General features: G+C 71.9%; 19 protein-coding genes. 11 read left to right on the forward strand and 8 right to left on the reverse strand.

The features are described from left to right. A partial coding sequence (locus ABEB12_RS27190) for a 2-oxo acid dehydrogenase subunit E2 (RefSeq protein WP_345703182.1) occupies positions 1-792 on the forward strand: 792 nt, incomplete at its 5' end. A 21-nt stretch (positions 793-813) separates the two neighbouring features. On the opposite strand, the gene ABEB12_RS27195 is transcribed toward ABEB12_RS27190, so the two are convergent. Beyond that, on the reverse strand, positions 814-1,812 hold the full coding sequence (locus ABEB12_RS27195; protein WP_345703183.1) for an o-succinylbenzoate synthase: 999 nt from the start codon (positions 1,810-1,812) through the stop codon (positions 814-816). 67 nt (positions 1,813-1,879) lie between these two features. On the opposite strand from ABEB12_RS27195, the gene ABEB12_RS27200 reads away from it, so the two are divergent. Next, complete coding sequence (locus tag ABEB12_RS27200; protein WP_185065038.1) at positions 1,880-2,770, forward strand: TIGR01777 family oxidoreductase; 891 nt, start codon at positions 1,880-1,882, stop codon at positions 2,768-2,770. A gap of 26 nt (positions 2,771-2,796) precedes the next feature. Beyond that, positions 2,797-3,492 (forward strand): lipoyl(octanoyl) transferase LipB, encoded by a 696-nt coding sequence (gene lipB, locus ABEB12_RS27205; RefSeq protein WP_185065037.1) that lies wholly within the window; start codon positions 2,797-2,799, stop codon positions 3,490-3,492. A 418-nt stretch (positions 3,493-3,910) separates the two neighbouring features. On the opposite strand, the gene ABEB12_RS27210 is transcribed toward lipB, so the two are convergent. Further along, complete coding sequence (locus tag ABEB12_RS27210) at positions 3,911-4,555, reverse strand: TetR/AcrR family transcriptional regulator (protein ID WP_345703184.1); 645 nt, start codon at positions 4,553-4,555, stop codon at positions 3,911-3,913. 121 nt (positions 4,556-4,676) lie between these two features. Between ABEB12_RS27210 and ABEB12_RS27215 the strand changes: the two genes are divergently transcribed. The 3 genes from ABEB12_RS27215 (at position 4,677) to ABEB12_RS27225 (ending at position 6,995) form a co-directional block, all read left to right on the forward strand. Next, positions 4,677-5,126 carry a hypothetical protein gene (locus tag ABEB12_RS27215; protein ID WP_185065036.1) on the forward strand — a complete coding sequence of 150 codons (450 nt, stop codon included), beginning with the start codon at positions 4,677-4,679 and terminating at the stop codon, positions 5,124-5,126. 100 nt (positions 5,127-5,226) lie between these two features. Then, the gene (gene lipA, locus ABEB12_RS27220) at positions 5,227-6,225 is read left to right on the forward strand and encodes a lipoyl synthase (protein ID WP_185066102.1); all 999 of its coding nucleotides are present in this window, start codon (positions 5,227-5,229) and stop codon (positions 6,223-6,225) included. Between the two features lie 26 nt (positions 6,226-6,251). Next, the gene (locus tag ABEB12_RS27225; protein WP_185065035.1) at positions 6,252-6,995 is read left to right on the forward strand and encodes a DUF4191 family protein; all 744 of its coding nucleotides are present in this window, start codon (positions 6,252-6,254) and stop codon (positions 6,993-6,995) included. On the opposite strand, the gene ABEB12_RS27230 is transcribed toward ABEB12_RS27225, so the two are convergent. Beyond that, entirely contained in the window at positions 6,907-7,884 is a 978-nt protein-coding gene (locus tag ABEB12_RS27230; protein ID WP_221498738.1) for an EamA family transporter, read from the reverse strand. The genes ABEB12_RS27225 and ABEB12_RS27230 overlap by 89 nt on opposite strands. Positions 7,885-7,940: 56 nt before the next feature. Here ABEB12_RS27230 and ABEB12_RS27235 point away from each other — a divergent pair, with 56 nt between their 5' ends. Further along, complete coding sequence (locus ABEB12_RS27235; protein ID WP_185065034.1) at positions 7,941-8,510, forward strand: ABATE domain-containing protein; 570 nt, start codon at positions 7,941-7,943, stop codon at positions 8,508-8,510. A gap of 436 nt (positions 8,511-8,946) precedes the next feature. Here the strand turns inward: ABEB12_RS27235 and ABEB12_RS27240 are convergent, their stop codons facing one another. Beyond that, positions 8,947-9,393: an RDD family protein gene (locus ABEB12_RS27240; RefSeq protein WP_185065033.1), complete on the reverse strand. Its 447-nt coding sequence runs from the start codon at positions 9,391-9,393 to the stop codon at positions 8,947-8,949. Between the two features lie 202 nt (positions 9,394-9,595). On the opposite strand from ABEB12_RS27240, the gene glnA reads away from it, so the two are divergent. Further along, positions 9,596-11,020 (forward strand): type I glutamate--ammonia ligase, encoded by a 1,425-nt coding sequence (gene glnA / locus ABEB12_RS27245; RefSeq protein WP_185065032.1) that lies wholly within the window; start codon positions 9,596-9,598, stop codon positions 11,018-11,020. Between the two features lie 66 nt (positions 11,021-11,086). Here glnA and ABEB12_RS27250 read toward each other — a convergent pair whose 3' ends face one another. After that, positions 11,087-12,247 (reverse strand): phosphotransferase, encoded by a 1,161-nt coding sequence (locus tag ABEB12_RS27250; RefSeq protein WP_185065031.1) that lies wholly within the window; start codon positions 12,245-12,247, stop codon positions 11,087-11,089. Positions 12,248-12,376: 129 nt separating this feature from the next. Between ABEB12_RS27250 and ABEB12_RS27255 the strand changes: the two genes are divergently transcribed. Both ABEB12_RS27255 and ABEB12_RS27260 read left to right on the forward strand, forming a co-directional pair. Further along, complete coding sequence (locus tag ABEB12_RS27255) at positions 12,377-13,594, forward strand: helix-turn-helix domain-containing protein (protein WP_185065030.1); 1,218 nt, start codon at positions 12,377-12,379, stop codon at positions 13,592-13,594. A gap of 54 nt (positions 13,595-13,648) precedes the next feature. Continuing rightward, the gene (locus ABEB12_RS27260) at positions 13,649-14,629 is read left to right on the forward strand and encodes an RNA polymerase subunit sigma-70 (protein WP_185065029.1); all 981 of its coding nucleotides are present in this window, start codon (positions 13,649-13,651) and stop codon (positions 14,627-14,629) included. On the opposite strand, the gene ABEB12_RS27265 is transcribed toward ABEB12_RS27260, so the two are convergent. Then, positions 14,615-15,313: a M50 family metallopeptidase gene (locus ABEB12_RS27265; RefSeq protein ID WP_221498736.1), complete on the reverse strand. Its 699-nt coding sequence runs from the start codon at positions 15,311-15,313 to the stop codon at positions 14,615-14,617. The genes ABEB12_RS27260 and ABEB12_RS27265 overlap by 15 nt on opposite strands. A gap of 2 nt (positions 15,314-15,315) precedes the next feature. Then, positions 15,316-15,687 carry a cupin gene (locus tag ABEB12_RS27270; RefSeq protein WP_185065028.1) on the reverse strand — a complete coding sequence of 124 codons (372 nt, stop codon included), beginning with the start codon at positions 15,685-15,687 and terminating at the stop codon, positions 15,316-15,318. A gap of 135 nt (positions 15,688-15,822) precedes the next feature. Here ABEB12_RS27270 and ABEB12_RS27275 point away from each other — a divergent pair, with 135 nt between their 5' ends. Beyond that, positions 15,823-16,074 (forward strand): hypothetical protein, encoded by a 252-nt coding sequence (locus tag ABEB12_RS27275; RefSeq protein WP_185065027.1) that lies wholly within the window; start codon positions 15,823-15,825, stop codon positions 16,072-16,074. 13 nt (positions 16,075-16,087) lie between these two features. On the opposite strand, the gene ABEB12_RS27280 is transcribed toward ABEB12_RS27275, so the two are convergent. Continuing rightward, entirely contained in the window at positions 16,088-16,741 is a 654-nt protein-coding gene (locus tag ABEB12_RS27280) for a LysE family transporter (RefSeq protein ID WP_185065026.1), read from the reverse strand. Positions 16,742-16,743: the final 2 nt, after the last annotated feature.

A 16,743-nucleotide genomic window follows, 5' to 3' on the forward strand; every position in this document is an offset into this window, starting at 1 on the left:
CCAGCCGGCGCGCCCGCCGCCAGCCGCGCCCCGGTGGTCAGCGAGCCGGACGCCACCGAGGCCGCCAAGCTGCGCGGCACCACGGAGAAGCTGTCCCGGCTGCGCAAGGTCATCGCCACCCGGATGGTGGAGTCGCTGCAGGTCTCCGCGCAGCTCACCGCCGTGGTCGAGGTGGACGTGACCCGGGTGGCCAACCTGCGGCAGCGGGCCAAGGCGGACTTCAAGGCCCGCGAGGGCGTGAACCTCACGTTCCTGCCGTTCTTCGTGAAGGCCGCGGTGGACACGCTCAAGCTGTTCCCCCGGCTGAACGCCTCGCTGGACACGGAGAAGGCCGAGGTCACCTACCACGACGCCGAGCACATCGGCATCGCGGTGGACACCGAGCGCGGCCTGGTGGTGCCGGTGATCCACGATGCGGGCAACCTCAACCTGGCCGGCATCGCGCGGTCCATCGCCGACCTGGCCGGGCGCACCCGCAACAACAAGGCCAAGCCGGACGAGCTGGCCGGCGGCACGTTCACGGTGAGCAACATCGGTTCGTTCGGCTCGCTCACCGACACGCCGATCATCAACCAGCCGCAGGTGGCCATCCTGGGCACCGGCGCGGTGGTGAAGCGGCCGGTGGTGATCACCGACGACCTGGGCCAGGACAGCATCGCCATCCGGTCCATCGCCTCGCTGGTGCTCACCTACGACCACCGGCTGGTGGACGGCGCGGACGCCGGGCGCTTCCTCTCCGCCGTCAAGCGGCGCATCGAAACCGCCGCCTACGAGGCCGAGCTGGGGCTCTGACCCCGGGACCGGGTCCGCGGCTCAGAGCAGCGCGCGGACCCGGTCCAACCGGTCCCGCCACCAGCGCACCCGCTCCGGGTCGGGGTGGGTGAACCGGTCCAGTAGTTCCGGGTCGGGCGTGGGCGAGTGCCGGGGCACCGGTAGGAAGCCGTCCACGAGCTTCGGCGGCTCCGCAACCAGGTCCCCGTCGAACAGCGACTGGGTGCCCAGCCCGCAGGCCAGCTCCAGGCCGGGCAGCGCGCCGGCCAGCGCCAGCTGTGCGGCCATGCCCACCCCGGTCTCCAGCGCGGACGACACCACACACGGCAGGCCCGCCGCCCGGACCACCCCCAGCGCCCTACGCACCCCGCCCAGCGGTGTGCACTTGATGACCGCGTAGTCCGCCGCGCCGGCCAGCGCCACCCGGGTCGGGTCCTCCGCGCGGCGGATGGACTCGTCGGCGGCAATCGGCACCCGCACGAGCCGGCGCAGCTCGGCCAGCTCCTCGACGCCCGGGCACGGCTGCTCCGCGTACTGCAGCCCGCCGGCCGCGCGGTCCAGCTCGGTCAACCGGCGGACCGCCGTCGGCACGTCCCAGGCCCCGTTCGCGTCCACCCGGACCGCCCCTTCCGGCCCCAACGCGGCGCGCACGGCGGCCACCCGGGCCACGTCCTCGGCCGGCGAGCAACCCGGGTCGGCCACCTTCACCTTGGCGGTGGCGCAGCCCGAAGCGGCGACCAGCTCACCGGCCCGCTCCGGGGAGACCACGGGCACGGTGACGTTCACCGCGACCCGCTCGCGCACCGGCTCGGGCCAGCCCAGGGCGGCCTGCTCGACCGCGGTGGCCAGCCAGCCGGCCGCCTCGGCGTCGTCGTACTCGGGGAACGGGCAGAACTCGCCCCAGCCCAGCGGGCCGGGCAGCACCATGCCCTCGCGCACCTGGATGCCCCGGAACCGGGTCCGCAGCGGGATCGCGTAGACCCGGGCCGCGCCGAAATCCACCCGGGCCGCCGCCCGCCGTACCTCCTCGGAGATCGTCACCCGCATTTCATACCGGAAGGGCGCCCCGAGTTGTCCCGGGCGCCACGGGTGCGAAAGCATCACCCGCATGCGCGTCATGATCGCCGGTTCCTCCGGTCTCATCGGCACCGCCCTGGCCACCCACCTGCGCGGCACCGGGAACGAGGTGCTGCGCCTGGTCCGCCACGAGCCCCGGGCCGCCGACGAGCGCGGCTGGGACCCGCCGGCCGGCCGCATCCAGGACGGCGCGCTGGACGGGGTGGACGCCGTGGTCAACCTGTGCGGCGTCGGCATCGCGGACCGCCGGTGGAGCGGCGCGCGCAAGCAGGCCCTGCGGGACAGCCGGGTGGAGCCGACCGAGGTACTCGCCGCCGCCGTCGCGGCCGGCGGCATCCCCACCATGGTGAACGCGTCCGGGATCAACTACTACGGGGACACCGGGGACACCCTGGTGGACGAGACCGCCGCCAAGGGCCCGGGGTTCCTGGCCGATCTGTGCCGGGACTGGGAGGCCGCCACCGCGGCCGCCGCCCAGGCGGGCAGCCGGGTGGTGCTGCTGCGCAGCGGCGCGGTGCTGGCCCGTTCCGGCGGCCTGCTCGGGCCGTTGCGCCTGCTGTTCTCCCTGGCCCTGGGTGGGCGGCTGGCCGGCGGCCGGCAGTACATGCCGTGGATCTCCCTGGACGACGAGATCGGCGCGATCGCCTTCCTGCTGACCCACCCCGAGGTCATCGGCCCGGTGAACCTGGTCGGCCCCCAGCCGGCGACCAACGCCGAGTTCACCGAGGCGCTGGGCAGCGCGGTGCGCCGGCCCACGCCGTTCCCGGTGCCGGCGTTCGTGCTCAAGGCGGTGCTCGGCGAGATGGCCGAGGAGCTGGTGCTGACCGGCGCCCGCGCGGTTCCGGCGGTGCTCACCGAGCACGGCTACCAGTTCCGGCACGCCACCCTGACCGAAGCGATGGCCGCCGCGATCCCCCGATAGCCACCGGCCCGGCGTAACGTGACCTTGTGACCCTCACCAGCACCCTTTCCTGCCGGGCCAGCGCCGATCCGCTGGTCGAGCAGCGCCTCGGCACGATCGAGTACACCGCCGCCTGGGACCAGCAGCGCGCCCACGCCGCCGCCCGCGCGGACGGCACCGGGCCGGACGTGTTGATGCTGCTCGAGCACCCGTCCGTGTACACCGCCGGCCGGCGCACCCGGGACTGGGAGAAGCCGATGGACGGCACTCCGGTGGTGGACGTGGACCGGGGCGGCAAGATCACCTGGCACGGCCCGGGCCAGCTGGTCGGTTACCCCATCGTGAAGCTGGCCGACCCGATCGACGTGCTGGAGTACGTGCGCCGCCTGGAGGAGGCGCTGATCACCGTGTGCGCGGAGTACGGCCTCACCGGCTACCGGGTGGACGGGCGCACCGGCGTGTGGCTGGCCGCCGACGAGCTGCGCATCGAGCGCAAGATCGCCGCGATCGGGGTGCGGGTGCAGCGGGGCGTGACGCTGCACGGGTTCTCCTTCAACTGCAACCCGGACATGGGCGAGTGGAACCGGATCGTGCCCTGCGGCATCACCGATGCCGGGGTCACCTCGCTCACCGCCGAGCTGGGCCGCCCGGTCGAGGTGGCCGAGGTGATCGACCGCACCGCCGCCGCCGTCACCGACGCCCTCAACGGCCGCCTCCCGGTGACCGACCACTCCCTCCGCTGAGCGTTTCGGCGGCGCCGGTTCTTTTCGAACGTCTCTGAGTGAGCATCTTGGAACTCGGCTTCGCTCGGTGGGGGTGCTGTGGGGGCCGGGCTGAAGGTTGAGCGGCGGTTTGAAGATCAGCTTGGACGGCGGGAGTTGGGCTGGTCTGCCGCGGCTCGGGTGCCGCTCGTTGCGTTTGGTCGACGGGGGCGTTTCATGGTCACGTAGCGGTGAGAGACCCTTTGACGACTGGAAACGTCTCTCGCTGCGACATGACCATGAAACCAGGGCCGAGCACGTCCAGCTCGTCACTTCTGTTTCACGAGGGGTACATGGTGGGGGTTGGGGCAAGATCGAATCCCTATGCGCCGACGGGCGGGCGAGGGTAGCCGTGAGTGTCTGACCAGCCTCACTACCGACGCTCACCTCCAGAGCGCGGCTACCCGGGCGGGTTGTCCTTGCGCAGGCCCTGCATCATGCGCGAGATGACCAGCTCGAACTCCTCGCGCACCCGTGCCGGGTCGGGCGCCACGCCCATCGCGGTGGCGGCGCCGGCCAGCGCGCCGGAGATGGTGCGGGCCAGCGGGTCGATCGGCAGCCGCTCGATCACGCCGGCGTCCATCAGCTTCTCCATCATGGAGGCGATGAGGCCGAGCGAGTACTGCTCCTCACACCGCCACCAGTCGCCGAAGCCCATCACGTGCGGGCCGTCCTGCCAGACCACCCGCCGGTAGGCCGGCTCCAGACACATGTCCAGGAAGGCGCGTAGCGCCTCCCGGCAGGCGTCCCACGGCCCGTTCCCGCTGGCCGCGACCACGCGCGCCACCAGCCGCTCGTGGACGTCCCGCTCGATCTGGTCGAACGCGGCCGCGAACAGCGCCTTCTTGCCCCCGGGGAAGTGGTGGTACAGCGCGCCCTTGGTGACCCGGGCGGCGGAGGCGATCGCCTCCAGCGCGGTGTCCGCGTATCCGTGCTCCGCGAAGAGCTCGAGCGCACTCGCCACCAGCGCCGCGCGGGTGGTCTCGGAATATTCCTCGCGGCGGGAGCGCCGTTCCACCTGGTGGCGAGACCTCATCGTCGGCATGACGCGGATCATATTACCTGGCGTCCCCGGTCCATACCGCTGGTATGTTGAATGTCATCCGGTACGGAACGTGCCGGTGGCACGGACCTCCCGGTCCACCGACCCTCAGGGGGTAGGAACCATGACTACCAAGGTGAACCCCAGTTATGCCGAGCTGAACGCCGTCCTCGACCGGGTGGCTCAGCACCCCGCCGCCGTCGCCGAGGTGACCGAGCCGCAGCTGCTCGGCCTGCAGCGCCGGTGGGTCACCGCGCTTTCCGCGCGGCTGGACGAGGCCATCGAGTTCGCCGGCGCGGTGCCCATGGTGGACGCCGTGGCCATCTCCTGGCGCGCCCTGGCCGACCAGCACCGCACGCTGCGCGAGGTGCTGGACACCCGCGCCGCCGACTCGCCCGCGCTGGTCGGCGCGCTGGCCAGCGAGCACCGGATGCTCGCGGTCGGCGCCGGGATCGCCGGGCTGGACGCGCCGGTCGAGGAGGCCCGCCGGCTGGGCCGGGCCTACTACGAGCTGATCCGCTCCGGCCGCACCGAGCTCACCGACGACCTGGCCCGCGAGCTCACCCTCGCCTAGCGCGGAACGCGCTTGCCGAGCGTGCGCCCAGTCAGGCGCACGCGGGAGACGCCAGACACCGCATGGTTGCCCGGCCGCGAGTTACAGTGGCCGGGTGACCATGACGCAATCGGGAGAGCGCAAGCTGCTCCGGCTCGAGGTTCGCAACTCGGAGACCCCGATCGAATCGAAGCCGCCGTGGATCCGTACACGGGCGAAGATGGGCCCCCAGTTCACCGAGCTCAAGAGCCTGGTGCGCACCGGCGGGCTGCACACGGTGTGCGAGGAGGCCGGTTGCCCCAACATCTACGAGTGCTGGGAAGACCGTGAGGCCACCTTCCTGATCGGCGGAGAGCAGTGCACCCGGCGCTGCGACTTCTGCCAGATCGACACCGGCAAGCCGGCCCCCCTGGACCGGGACGAACCCCGGCGGGTCGCCGAGTCGGTGCGCACCATGGGCCTGCGCTACTCCACCGTCACCGGGGTGGCCAGGGACGACCTGCCGGACGGCGGCGCCTGGCTGTACGCGGAGACGGTCCGCCAGATCCACCAGCTGAACCCGGGCACCGGCGTCGAGCTGCTGGTCCCGGACTTCAACTCGGTGGACGACCAGCTCGCCGAGGTGTTCTCCAGCCGCCCCGAGGTGCTCGCGCACAACCTGGAGACCGTGCCGCGCATCTTCCGGCGCATCCGCCCGGGGTTCCGCTACGAGCGCTCGCTCGAGGTGCTGACCAAGGCCCGGCGGGCCGGGCTGGTCACCAAGTCGAACCTGATCCTGGGCATGGGCGAGACGCCCGACGAGGTCACCGAGGCGCTGCGCGACCTGCACGAGGCCGGCTGCGAGATCGTCACCATCACCCAGTACCTGCGCCCGTCCAAGCGGCACCACCCGGTGGAGCGCTGGGTGAAGCCGGAGGAGTTCGTCGCGCACTCCGCCGACGCGGAGCGCATCGGTTTCTCCGGCGTGATGGCCGGTCCGCTGGTGCGTTCCTCGTACCGGGCCGGCCGGCTGTACGCGCAGGCCGTCCGCCGGCGCGGCGAGGAGCTGCCCGAACAGCTGGCCCACCTGGCCGACGAGGGACCCGCCCGGCAGGAAGCCGCGTCCCTGCTGGCCCGCTGATCTTCCCGGCGCCGTATCCTGGAAATATGGCCGCCCAGTCAGCAAAAGCCCAGAAGGACAAGGCCGCGCGCGCGGAAGCCAAAGTCGCGCGCAAGGCCGCCTCCAAGCAGCGCCGTCAGCAGCTGTTCCAGGCGTTCAACATGCAACGCAAGCAGGACAAACTGCTGATCCCGCTCATGGCGGGCTCGGTGGTGCTGTGCACCGCGCTGGCCTTCGGCATCGGGCTGATCTTCTCGATGCAGTGGCTGCTGCTGCCGCTGGGCATCGCCACCGGCATCCTGCTGGCCATCTTCATCTTCGGCCGGCGCATCCAGCGCACCGTGTACAGCCAGGCCGAGGGGCAGCCCGGCGCGGCCGGTTGGGCGCTGGACACCATGCGCGGCCAGTGGCGGGTCACCCAGGGCGTCGCCGGCACCACCCACCTGGACGCGGTGCACAGGGTGATCGGCCGGCCCGGGGTGATCCTGGTGGCCGAGGGCGCGCCGCACCGGGTGCGCCAGCTGCTCGCCCAGGAGAAGAAGCGGGTGGCCCGGCTGATCGGGCACATCCCGATCTACGACATCATGGTCGGCGACGAAGAGGGCCAGGTCCCGCTGCGCAAGCTGCAGACCCACATCGCCAAGCTGCCGCGCAACATCACGCCCAAGCAGATGGACATCGTGGAGGGCCGGCTGGCCGCGCTCACCGCGCGGGCGGCGGCGATGCCGAAGGGGCCGCTTCCGCAGGGCGCGAAGATGCGGAACGTCCAGCGGGCGGTTCGCCGGCGCTGACCGGGCCGGGCCTGCCGGGGCGAGCACGCGGCCGCACGCTCACCAGCAGCACGCCCAACCCGCCGAGGGCCAGCCCGACCAGCTCCAACCGGGTCAGCACCGCCCCCAACAGGAGCCAGGACATCACGGCGGTCACCGCCGGCGTGAGAAAGAACAGCGCGCCGACCTGGCTGGCCGTGCCGGTGCGCATCATCAGGTTGAGCAGCACGAACGTGCCGATCGAGTTGACCACCACGATCCACGCCAGCGCGGCGCCGAACGAGGGCCAGTCGGTCACCCCGGTGTGCTCGGTGAGCAGCGAGGCCAGCCCGACCAGCGGCGCGCCGGCCAGGAACTGCACGGCGGTGCCGGCGAACACGTTCATGTCGGCCACGAACCGCTTCTGGTAGATCGTCCCCACGCTCAGCCCGAGCAGCCCGAACACCGCGAAGATCACCGCCGCCGGCGCGAAGGACCAGCGGTCGGACACCGCCAGCAGCACCCCGGCGGTACCGATCCCGAATCCCCACCACTGCAGGCGGCGGATCCGCTCCCCCAGCAGCGGCGCGGCGAGCAACGCGATCAGCGCCGGGTTCAGCCCCTGCACCAGCGCCACCACGCCGCCGGGCAGGCCCTTGGCCATCGCGGTGTACATGGTCCCGAACTGGACCGCCTGGATCAGCAGGCCGCTCACCGCGACGTGCCCGAGCTGCCGGCCGCGCGGCCAGCGTGCCCGGGTCAGCACGGCGATCAGGGCCAGCAGCCCGCCGGCGCCGGCGAACCGGGCGAAGGTGAGCAGCAGCGGCGGCGCCGCCCCCACCCCGATCACCGCAGCCACGAACGCGCTGCTCCACAGCAGCACGAACGCCGTCGGCGCGAACCTGCGCAGTGCCCCACCCTCAACCGTCACGTCTCCGAAGCTAGGTCGGCGGTGAGTAACCTGTCAAAGGGGTTATGATGAAGGTCATGCGTTACGAACTCGGCTCCGGCAACGTCGCGTTGGACCTGGCCGGCACGGTCAGCCACCGGCACGCCGAGGACCGCCACGACCGGCTGCCCGACCCCGCCGCACTGGCCGCCTGGACGGTCCGGACCGGACTGGTGGACCAGGCTCCCCCGGCCGACGCGGCCGGCCTGGCCGCCACCACCGAGCTGCGCGAGGCGGTGTACCGACTGGCCAGGGCAACGCTCGAGGGGCGCACCGGGGAAACCGGCGACCGCGAGCTGGTCAACCGGGTCGCCGCGCTCCCCCCGGTCCGGATACGCCTCTTGGGAGGCGGCGGACTGGCCAGGGAGGGCGACCTCACCGCGGTCCGCGCCACCGTGGCCATCGCGGCGATCGAGCTGCTCGGCGGCCCCGACGTGGCCCGACTGAAGGCCTGCGGTGCCCACCCGTGCAGCCGGCTCTACGTGGACCGCTCCCGGCGCGGCGACCGCCGCTGGTGCGACATGTCCGGCTGTGGCAACCGGGCCAAAGCCGCCGCCTACCGCCGCCGCAAAGCCGCCGCTGAGACGGGCCGGGCGGTCGGCGCGTGACTTGTGGATCTTTCGGGTGGTCGGGCGCGGGTCTAAAGATCAGCTCAGACGGCGCGGCCCAGGGGTCCTCCGGCCGGGGTGCCGCCTGTCACCTCGGGTTGCGGAACGTCGCCAGGTGCCCCGGGTTCGAATTCATCGAGTGGCAGCGCCGCGGCTCGGCCAGCCGGCGCACTCAGGTGAGCGACCACTCCGAGTGACCGTTGCGTGATAGGTGGGACATATGTGGCGACAGGTCGGCGACGCCGGTCCGCCCTGTGCGTCGAGGGCAAGCTGAGTCCGGCCTGGTCGCGCCGGCCACCGGACTGAGCTTGCGCTCGGCGGCGAGGGCCGAGCACGTTCGGTAACCAACGGATCGGAACGGGCGGCACCCCGGCCGGGCAGAAACCCGGGCCGCGCCGTCTGAGCTGATCTTTAAACCCTCACCCGCCCACCCGAGTCAGCGGGTGCGCACGACCACCGTGCCGACCAGGCGGTCGTGGATGCCGCGCCCGTCGGCGTCGTTGATCACCGCCGGCAGGATGAAGAACAGCAGTGCGGTGCGCAACAACGCGCGCGGCACCCCGACGTATTTCGCTCCACCCAACCGGGCCACCCGGAGCCCGAACACGGTCATCCCGGGCGTCATGCCGAACACCGAGGTGGGAATCACGGTGAGCAGCGCCCAGGCCAGCAGGCTCCAGTTCCCGGGCACCGCCGGCGCGGTGAACCCCCACGCCAGTGCGGCGCTGAGCAGCAGGTCCACGGCGAACGCCACTGCCCGCCGGCCCAGCCCGGCCACCGACTCCGGCCCGTGTTCCGGCAGGCCGAGCCGCTCGCCCGGGTAGCCGTCCTCGGCCGGTGACGGGCCGGCCCCGGGTAGCCACGATTCGGTCCACCTCGACACGGAAACAGCCTAGTCGGGCGGCCGTGGAGGTATTGTCACCGGTTGAGCGGCGCCGGCCGTTAACACGCGTGAAACCTACGAGTGATGAACGGGCAACACGGCGCACATACGTTCGCCGCAGTTCGGCCGAGGGCGCACGCCGGTGTGCGGGGCCTCGGCGCGTCCAGCACTGACGAGTCGAGTAACGAGGGAGCCAGCGAGAGTGTTCAGCAACTCCGACGAGGTCTTGCGCTTCATCGCCGACGAGGAGGTGGAGTACGTAGACATCCGGTTCTCCGACCTGCCCGGCGTCATGCAGCACTTCACCGTGCCTGCCTCCGCGTTCACCCAGGATGTCTTCGACGAGGGCCTCAACTTCGACGGTTCCTCGGTTCGCGGCTTCCAGTCCATCCACGAGTCGGACATGGCGCTGTTCCCGGACACCGCCACCGCGCGGCTGGACCCGTTCCGCAAGGCCAAGACGCTCAACGTCAACTTCTTCGTGCACGACCCGCTGACCGGAGAGCGGTACAGCCGCGACCCGCGCAACGTGGCTCGCAAGGCCGAGGAGTACCTGGCCGCCTCCGGCGTGGCGGACACCGCCTACTTCGGCGCCGAGGCCGAGTTCTACATCTTCGACTCGGTGCGCTTCGGCTCCGACCCGCACCAGCAGTACCACCACATCGACTCCGAGGAGGGCTGGTGGAACACCGGCGCCGAGGAGGGCGGCCGCAACCTCGGCTACAAGGTCAACTACAAGGGCGGCTACTTCCCGGTGCCGCCGGTGGACCACTACGCCGACCTGCGCGACCAGATGACCACGAACCTGATCAAGAGCGGGTTCACCATCGAGCGCGGCCACCACGAGGTGGGCACCGCCGGCCAGGCCGAGATCAACTACCGGTTCAACACCCTGCTGCACGCGGCCGACGACCTGATGCTGTTCAAGTACATCATCAAGAACACCGCGTGGGAGGCCGGCAAGACGGTCACCTTCATGCCCAAGCCGCTGTTCGGTGACAACGGCTCCGGCATGCACTGCCACCAGTCGCTGTGGAAGGACGGCTCGCCGCTGTTCCACGACGAGTCCGGCTACGGCGGCCTGTCCGACACCGCCCGGCACTACATCGGCGGCATCCTGCACCACGCGCCGAGCCTGCTGGCGTTCACCAACCCGACGGTGAACTCCTTCCACCGGCTGGTGCCGGGCTTCGAGGCGCCGGTGAACCTGGTGTACTCGGCCCGCAACCGGTCCGCCTGCGTGCGGATCCCGCTGTCCGGCAGCAACCCGAAGGCCAAGCGCCTCGAGTTCCGCTGCCCGGACTCCTCCGGCAACCCGTACCTGGCCTTCGCCGCGATGATGATGGCCGGCCTGGACGGCATCCGGAACAAGATCGAGCCGCCGGCCCCGATCGACAAGGACCTCTACGAGCTTCCCCCGGAGGAGGCCGCCGAGGTGCCGCAGGTGCCGGCCAGCCTGGAGGCTGTGATCAACCGGCTGGAGGAGGACCACGACTACCTGCTCGAGGGCGGCGTGTTCACCCCGGACCTGATCGAGACCTGGATCAGCCTCAAGCGGGAGAACGAGATCGACCCGCTCCGGCTGCGCCCGCACCCGTACGAGTTCTCCCTGTACTACGACGTCTGATCGACCCGGTCGGCCGTTCGCCCGGAGACCCGGCACCCCGTTCGCGGGGGCCGGGTCTCCGGCATTTCAGGCGCCGATGTCGAGTGCGTCCAGGTCGTCGATGGCGTGGGTCATCCGGCGGATGAACTCCCGGGACGCGGCGGGCGGCTGCATCTTCGGCGCCTCCGGCGGCTGCCCCAGGGTGCCGGTCCACCAGGCGAGCGCGTTGAACAGGTTCCGGCGGTAGAGCCGCCAGGCGGTGTCGAAGTCCACCTTCGGCGCGCCGGCGGCGTGCAGCCGGTCGACATAGTAGGCCACCAGGTCGCGCTCCCAGGCCCGGCGGTTGTCCACCGACAGCGCGGTGGAGATCCCGTAGGCCAGGTCGCGGCCCCAGTTTCCCTTGCAGGCGCACTGCCAGTCGTTGAGCCCCATCTCCCCGTCGGCGTCGATGTACCAGTTCTTCAGGTGCACGTCCGAGTGGATGAGGGTGCGCGGCAGCCCGGCGTGCTCGGCGACGCTGTGCAGGGTGGCCGGCCAGATCTCGCCGGCCCGGGCGAACAGCCTCGGCGGGATGACGTCCTCGGCCTGCCGGAACCCGCGCGCGCAGGCCGGCCCGAAGCCGGCGGCGTCCACGGTGATCGCGAAGTAGTCCTCCCAGGTGTTGTACTCGTGCAGCGCGGTGGTCAGCTCCGGGCTGTCGTAGTACCGGGCGTGCAGCCGCGCGAGCTGCCGCAGCTGGCTCTCCACCTGGTCACGGGTGAGGTCCAGCTCGTGCGAGCCGAAGGTCACCCGGTCGGCGAGGTCGCGCATGATGATGATCGAGTTGAAGTTCTCCGGGTGGTGGGCGACGAACAGCGGGTGCGGGGTGCGCACGTCCAGCGTGGGCAGCACGGTGTTGTAGAAGACCGCCTCGGCGGCGATCCCGCCGTTCATACCGAGCAGGTAGCGACTCTCCAGCGTCATGGTGCTCTTGCAGAACACGCTGGCCGGCAATTCGGCGGCCCGGCCGGCCTCGTTCCACTCGAGGAAGATGTGCCGCCGGCTGGAGGTGCCCTCGTCCTCCTCCCCCAGCCGGTGCGCGGTGACCTCGGCCCCGGGGGCGTCCGCGGCGAGTACGGCGGTCAGCCAGGCCGGGGTGATCTCCGCGTAGCTCAGCGGAAGCTCGTCGGGCCGGCCGAGCGTGCGGCCCCGGGCCTGCTCGACCTCGTCGGCGTAGCTCTTCTTGATCTGGTCGAAGGTGACGGTCATCTGGCCAGGTTGGCGAACGGGCGCCGGATGCTCCATGGCCGGCCGGCCAACGCTCGCCGCCGCACGGATAGGCAACGCTCCCGAAAGGACGGTTGTGCGGCCGGCGCTATCCGTGCTGGAGTATTCGCGTTGTCCAATTCAGCGCAGACCAAGGACGAGGTTCGCCGGCTGGCCCGCGAACTGCTCCCGCGTGCCCTGGACATCTCCGCCCGGGTCACCGAGCACGTGTTGCAGGCCGTGCCCGAGCTCGCGCCGGCCGGGACACCGGACGCGGTGCGCCTGGTCCGGGAGAGCACCGACCAGAACATCGGCGCCATGCTGTCCACGCTGGGCTTCGGCATCACGCCGACCACCATCGAGGTGCCGGCCGGGACCCAGGACCTGCTGCACAACCTGACGGCCGGCGGCGGCGACGTGACCCACCTGCTGCGCGCCTACCGCGTCGGGCACCAGCTGCTCTGGCACCTGTGGAGTGAGCACGTCACCGCCGAGATCCGGGACGCCGCCGCGCTCGGCCCGGTGCTGGACGCCTCCTCCACGCACCTGTTCGACTTCATCGACCGCACCTGCCAACGGATCGTGCGGGGCGCACCCGAAGCCTGGCCCGGGCGCCACCCGGCCGCACCCGCCGACCGGCGCCAGGTGGTGCGGTCGCTGCTCGGGTCCGCGCCGATGGACGTGCGGGGCGCCGGCGCCGGGCTGGGCTACGACATCAGCCAGCACCACGTGGCGCTGCTCGCCGCGCCGGTCACGGCGACCGCCGACGTGCGCGGCGCGCTCGACCGGCTGTTCTCCGGCGTCCCGGCACGCCCGTTCGTGATCCCGTCCGGCGACGGCAGCTGGTGGGCCTGGCTCGGGTTCCCGGCCGCTCCCGGCGCCGATACCCTCGCCGCGATCGCCACCGCGCCGGTCGACTCCGTGCTGGTCGGCATGGGTGAACCGGGGCGCGGCCGGGACGGGTTCCGCCGGTCGCTCGCCCAGGCCCGGGAGGCCGAGCGGATCGCCCGGCTGCCCCAGCGGGTGGATGCCGGCGTCACACGGTTCCGGGACATCGAGATCGCGGCGATGCTGTGCGGCGACCCCGACCGGGCCCGCGCGCTCGCCTCGGACCGCCTCGGCGCACTCGCCGGCCGGGACGAGACCGGCCGGCGGCTGCGCGAGACGCTGCGCGCGCTGCTGGCGAACGGGTACAACCGCGGCCAGGCGGCGCGGGCGCTGCACATCCACCACAAGACCGTCGCCTACCGCATCAACCAGGCGGAACAGCTGCTCGGCCGGCCGATCACCGAGGACAGCTACGCCCTGGAAACCGCGCTGCTCATCGACCACACGCTGCACGGGCCGTGAATCCGGCGAAATTGACGCTGGGAGTTGTCGGGGTGGGGAGCTAGGTTACTCGCCGTGAGTACCGCCACGATTGATGATGCCTTTCGTGATCAGGTCGAACCGCTCCGGCGGGAGATCACGGCACACTGCTACCGGATGCTGGGCTCCGTGCACGAGGCGGAGGACCTGGTACAGGAGACCTACCTGCGGGCCTGGCGGGCCTTCGACAGCTTCGAAGGCCGGTCCTCGGTGCGTACGTGGCTGTACCGCATCGCCACCAACGCCTGCCTGACCGCCCTGGAGCAGTCCCAACGGCGCCCGCTCCCGACCGGCCTCGGCCAACCCAACTCCAGCCCGGTCGGCGAGCTGGAGAGCCGCCCGGAGCTGCCCTGGCTGGAGCCCCTGCCCGACTCACTGGTCTGGGGCGAGCCGGACGTCGACCCGGCGGAGCAGGCGGTGACCAGTGACAACATCCGCCTGGCCTTCGTCGCGGCGCTGCAGCTGCTCACCCCCAAGCAGCGGGCGGTGCTGATCCTGCGCGACGTGCTGGCCTGGCGGGCCAGCGAGGTCGCCAAGGCACTGGAGATCTCCGAGGCGGCGGTGAACAGCGCCCTGCAGCGGGCCCGCGCACAGGTCGCGGAGCATGCCCCGGAGCGACCCGAGCTGCCCGACGACGACCGTTCCCGGCAGCTGCTGGACCGCTACCTGGCCGCGTTCCACGACTACAACGTGGACCGGATCGTGGAGCTGCTCACCGAGGACGCCGTCTGGGAGATGCCGCCGTTCACCGGCTGGTTCCGGGGCCACAAGGACATCCGGCACCTGATGACCGCGCAGTGCCCGGCCAAGGGTCCGGGCGACATGCGGCTGCTGCCCACCTCGGCCAACGGGCAGCCCGCGTTCGGCGCCTACCACCGGGGGCCGGACGGGGTGTACCGGGCGTTCCAGCTGCAGCAGCTCAGCATCGGCCCCGACGGAATCGACCACGTAGCCTGCTACTTCGACCTGACGCTGTTCGCCAAGTTCGGCCTGCCGGAGGCGCTAGCGGAGGAGTAACGGCGCGAGGTCGCCGAGCAGCCACCAGCCGCCGAGGACCAGTGCGCCCAGTGCCACCAGGGTGAACACGCCGACCCAGAACCAGGCGGGCAGGCCGGTCAGCCGGGCCAGCTGGTCGGCGTCCGAGTCCAGCTCGCGCCTACCTCGGCGGAGCTGCCATCGCCGGCCGGCGGCCAGCTCGCGCACCGCGCGCAACCCGCCGAGCAGCAGGAACCAGGCCAGCGCGGCACAGAACAGGCGCTGCGGCGGCGGGGAGCCGTACCAGGCCACCGCGCCGACGATCCCGCCGGTCACCAGCACCGCGAGCACGCCGAACACGTTGCGCACGTACACCAGGGTGGCCAGCAGGAACAGCACGCCGGCCCACAGCAGCACGCGGGTGAACCGCTCGGTGACCAGCCAGGCGGCGAGCAGCCCGACCAGCGCCGGGGCGGGGTAACCGGCGAAGCTGGTGAACACCATGCCCGGTCCCCTGGTCCGGCCGACCGAGACCGTCACGCCCGAGGTGTCCGAGTGCAGCCGGATACCGGACAGCCGGCGCCCGGTGAGCACCGCGGCGATCGCATGCCCGCCCTCGTGCGCGATGGTCACCGCGGTCCGGCAGATCCGCCACAGGCCGCCGTGCGCCACCAGCACCAGCGCGACCAGCGGGGCCACCAGGGTGGAGAGCTGTTGCGCGGCCAACGTCAGGTCGCGGCCGGATCGCGGCGCACGGTCTCGGGGCTGAACGCGGGCAGGCACACCGCCACGTACTCGCAGCCCACCACGCCCGGCGAGCTGTACCGCACCCACTCCCCCGGCGCGGTGTGCACCGCCTGGCCGGCCCGCACGGTGAGCGTGCCCCGCTCGTGCTCGACCACCAACTCGCCGCGCAGCACCACGGTGAACTCGTCGAAGAGCGGGCGCTGCCCCGGCTCGACCCAGCCGGCCGGGCTGTGCATGTGCGCCACGGACAGGCGTGACTCGCCGGTGTTGACCCGCCCGACGAACTCCTCGATCGTCTTCGGCGGCTGGCCAGCGGCGTCGACCCTGCTCGGGCTGGCGATGAGCGTCGGCATGGATTCCAGTGTGCCGGGCCCGCGGGGCCGACGATCAACGACCTGCCGAGAACGCTTAGGGTGCCTCATTTCGCGATAGCGAACGACTCGTCCGGACCGGGGTCGACGCGCCCGCCGGGCGAACACAATTGCTACGTGATTCGCCCAGACGGTCCGGACCGGATCTCCGTGCGTGACGGCCTGGACACCGACCACGACGGCCGCCCGGACACCGTGGCGTTCCGGCTCGGCGAGGACCCCGCCGTGGCCGCCGACACCGACGGGGACGGCTACGCCGACCTGATCATCCGATTCGGCCCGGACGGCGGCGCAATCACCTACGAGCTGGACGGCGAGCTGTGGGACGTCCCCCTCGGCGACGGCTGGACAGCCGCCGACCTGCCCTAGTGCCCTGAGGACGCTAGCGCTCCGCGCGCCCGGTGACCGCCAGCCCGACACCGAGCCCGATCATGGTCAGGCCGCCGGTGCCGCCCAGCACCGCCAGCCGCCGGGGTGAGCGGGCCAGCCAGGTCCGCGCCGTGCCGGCCATGATGCCCCACAGGCTGTCCAGCACCAGGGCGGCGAGCACGAACGTCAGGCCGAGGACCACCATCTGCACCGGCACCCCGCCGGCCTCGCGGTCCACGAACTGGGGCAGCACGGCGCCGAAGAACACCAGGGTCTTGGGGTTGGTCAGCCCCACGACGAAGCCCTGGCGGAACACGTGCCCGGCCACACCGGCCGGGGCCGCTCCGCCGATTCCCGCGCCGATCGCCTCGGACAGCCGGCCGCGCTCCCGGAAGGTGCGCACACCCAGGTACACCAGGTAGGCCGCGCCGGCCAGCTTGATCGCGGTGAACAGCAGCACGGACCGTTCGACCAGGCTGCCCAGCCCGAAGGCGACCAGCAGGATCACCACACAGACGCCGGCCGAGTTGCCGACCACACTGCCCAGCGCGGCCCGGCGGCCGTGCGCGATGGCCCGGCTGACCACGAAGAGCACGGACGGTCCCGGGATCAGCACCAGCACCACCGAGGCGACCGCGAACGCGAGGAGGTTGTCCAAGGGAGGCACAC

This window comes from Actinospineispora eucalypti (genome assembly GCF_039543365.1).
In the GTDB taxonomy this organism is placed as follows: Bacteria; Actinomycetota; Actinomycetes; order Mycobacteriales; family Pseudonocardiaceae; genus Pseudonocardia; species Pseudonocardia eucalypti.

Excerpts from the sequence above, each read along its gene's own strand:
- ABEB12_RS27250 (WP_185065031.1), bottom strand. The coding sequence starts at position 12,247 with ATGACCGTCACCTTCGACCAGATCAAGAAGAGCTACGCCGACGAGGTC.
- lipA (WP_185066102.1), top strand. The coding sequence starts at position 5,227 with ATGACGCAATCGGGAGAGCGCAAGCTGCTCCGGCTCGAGGTTCGCAAC.
- ABEB12_RS27235 (WP_185065034.1), top strand. The coding sequence starts at position 7,941 with ATGCGTTACGAACTCGGCTCCGGCAACGTCGCGTTGGACCTGGCCGGC.
- ABEB12_RS27225 (WP_185065035.1), top strand. The coding sequence starts at position 6,252 with ATGGCCGCCCAGTCAGCAAAAGCCCAGAAGGACAAGGCCGCGCGCGCG.
- ABEB12_RS27215 (WP_185065036.1), top strand. The coding sequence starts at position 4,677 with ATGACTACCAAGGTGAACCCCAGTTATGCCGAGCTGAACGCCGTCCTC.
- ABEB12_RS27200 (WP_185065038.1), top strand. The coding sequence starts at position 1,880 with ATGCGCGTCATGATCGCCGGTTCCTCCGGTCTCATCGGCACCGCCCTG.
- ABEB12_RS27210 (WP_345703184.1), bottom strand. The coding sequence starts at position 4,555 with ATGCCGACGATGAGGTCTCGCCACCAGGTGGAACGGCGCTCCCGCCGC.
- ABEB12_RS27270 (WP_185065028.1), bottom strand. The coding sequence starts at position 15,687 with ATGCCGACGCTCATCGCCAGCCCGAGCAGGGTCGACGCCGCTGGCCAG.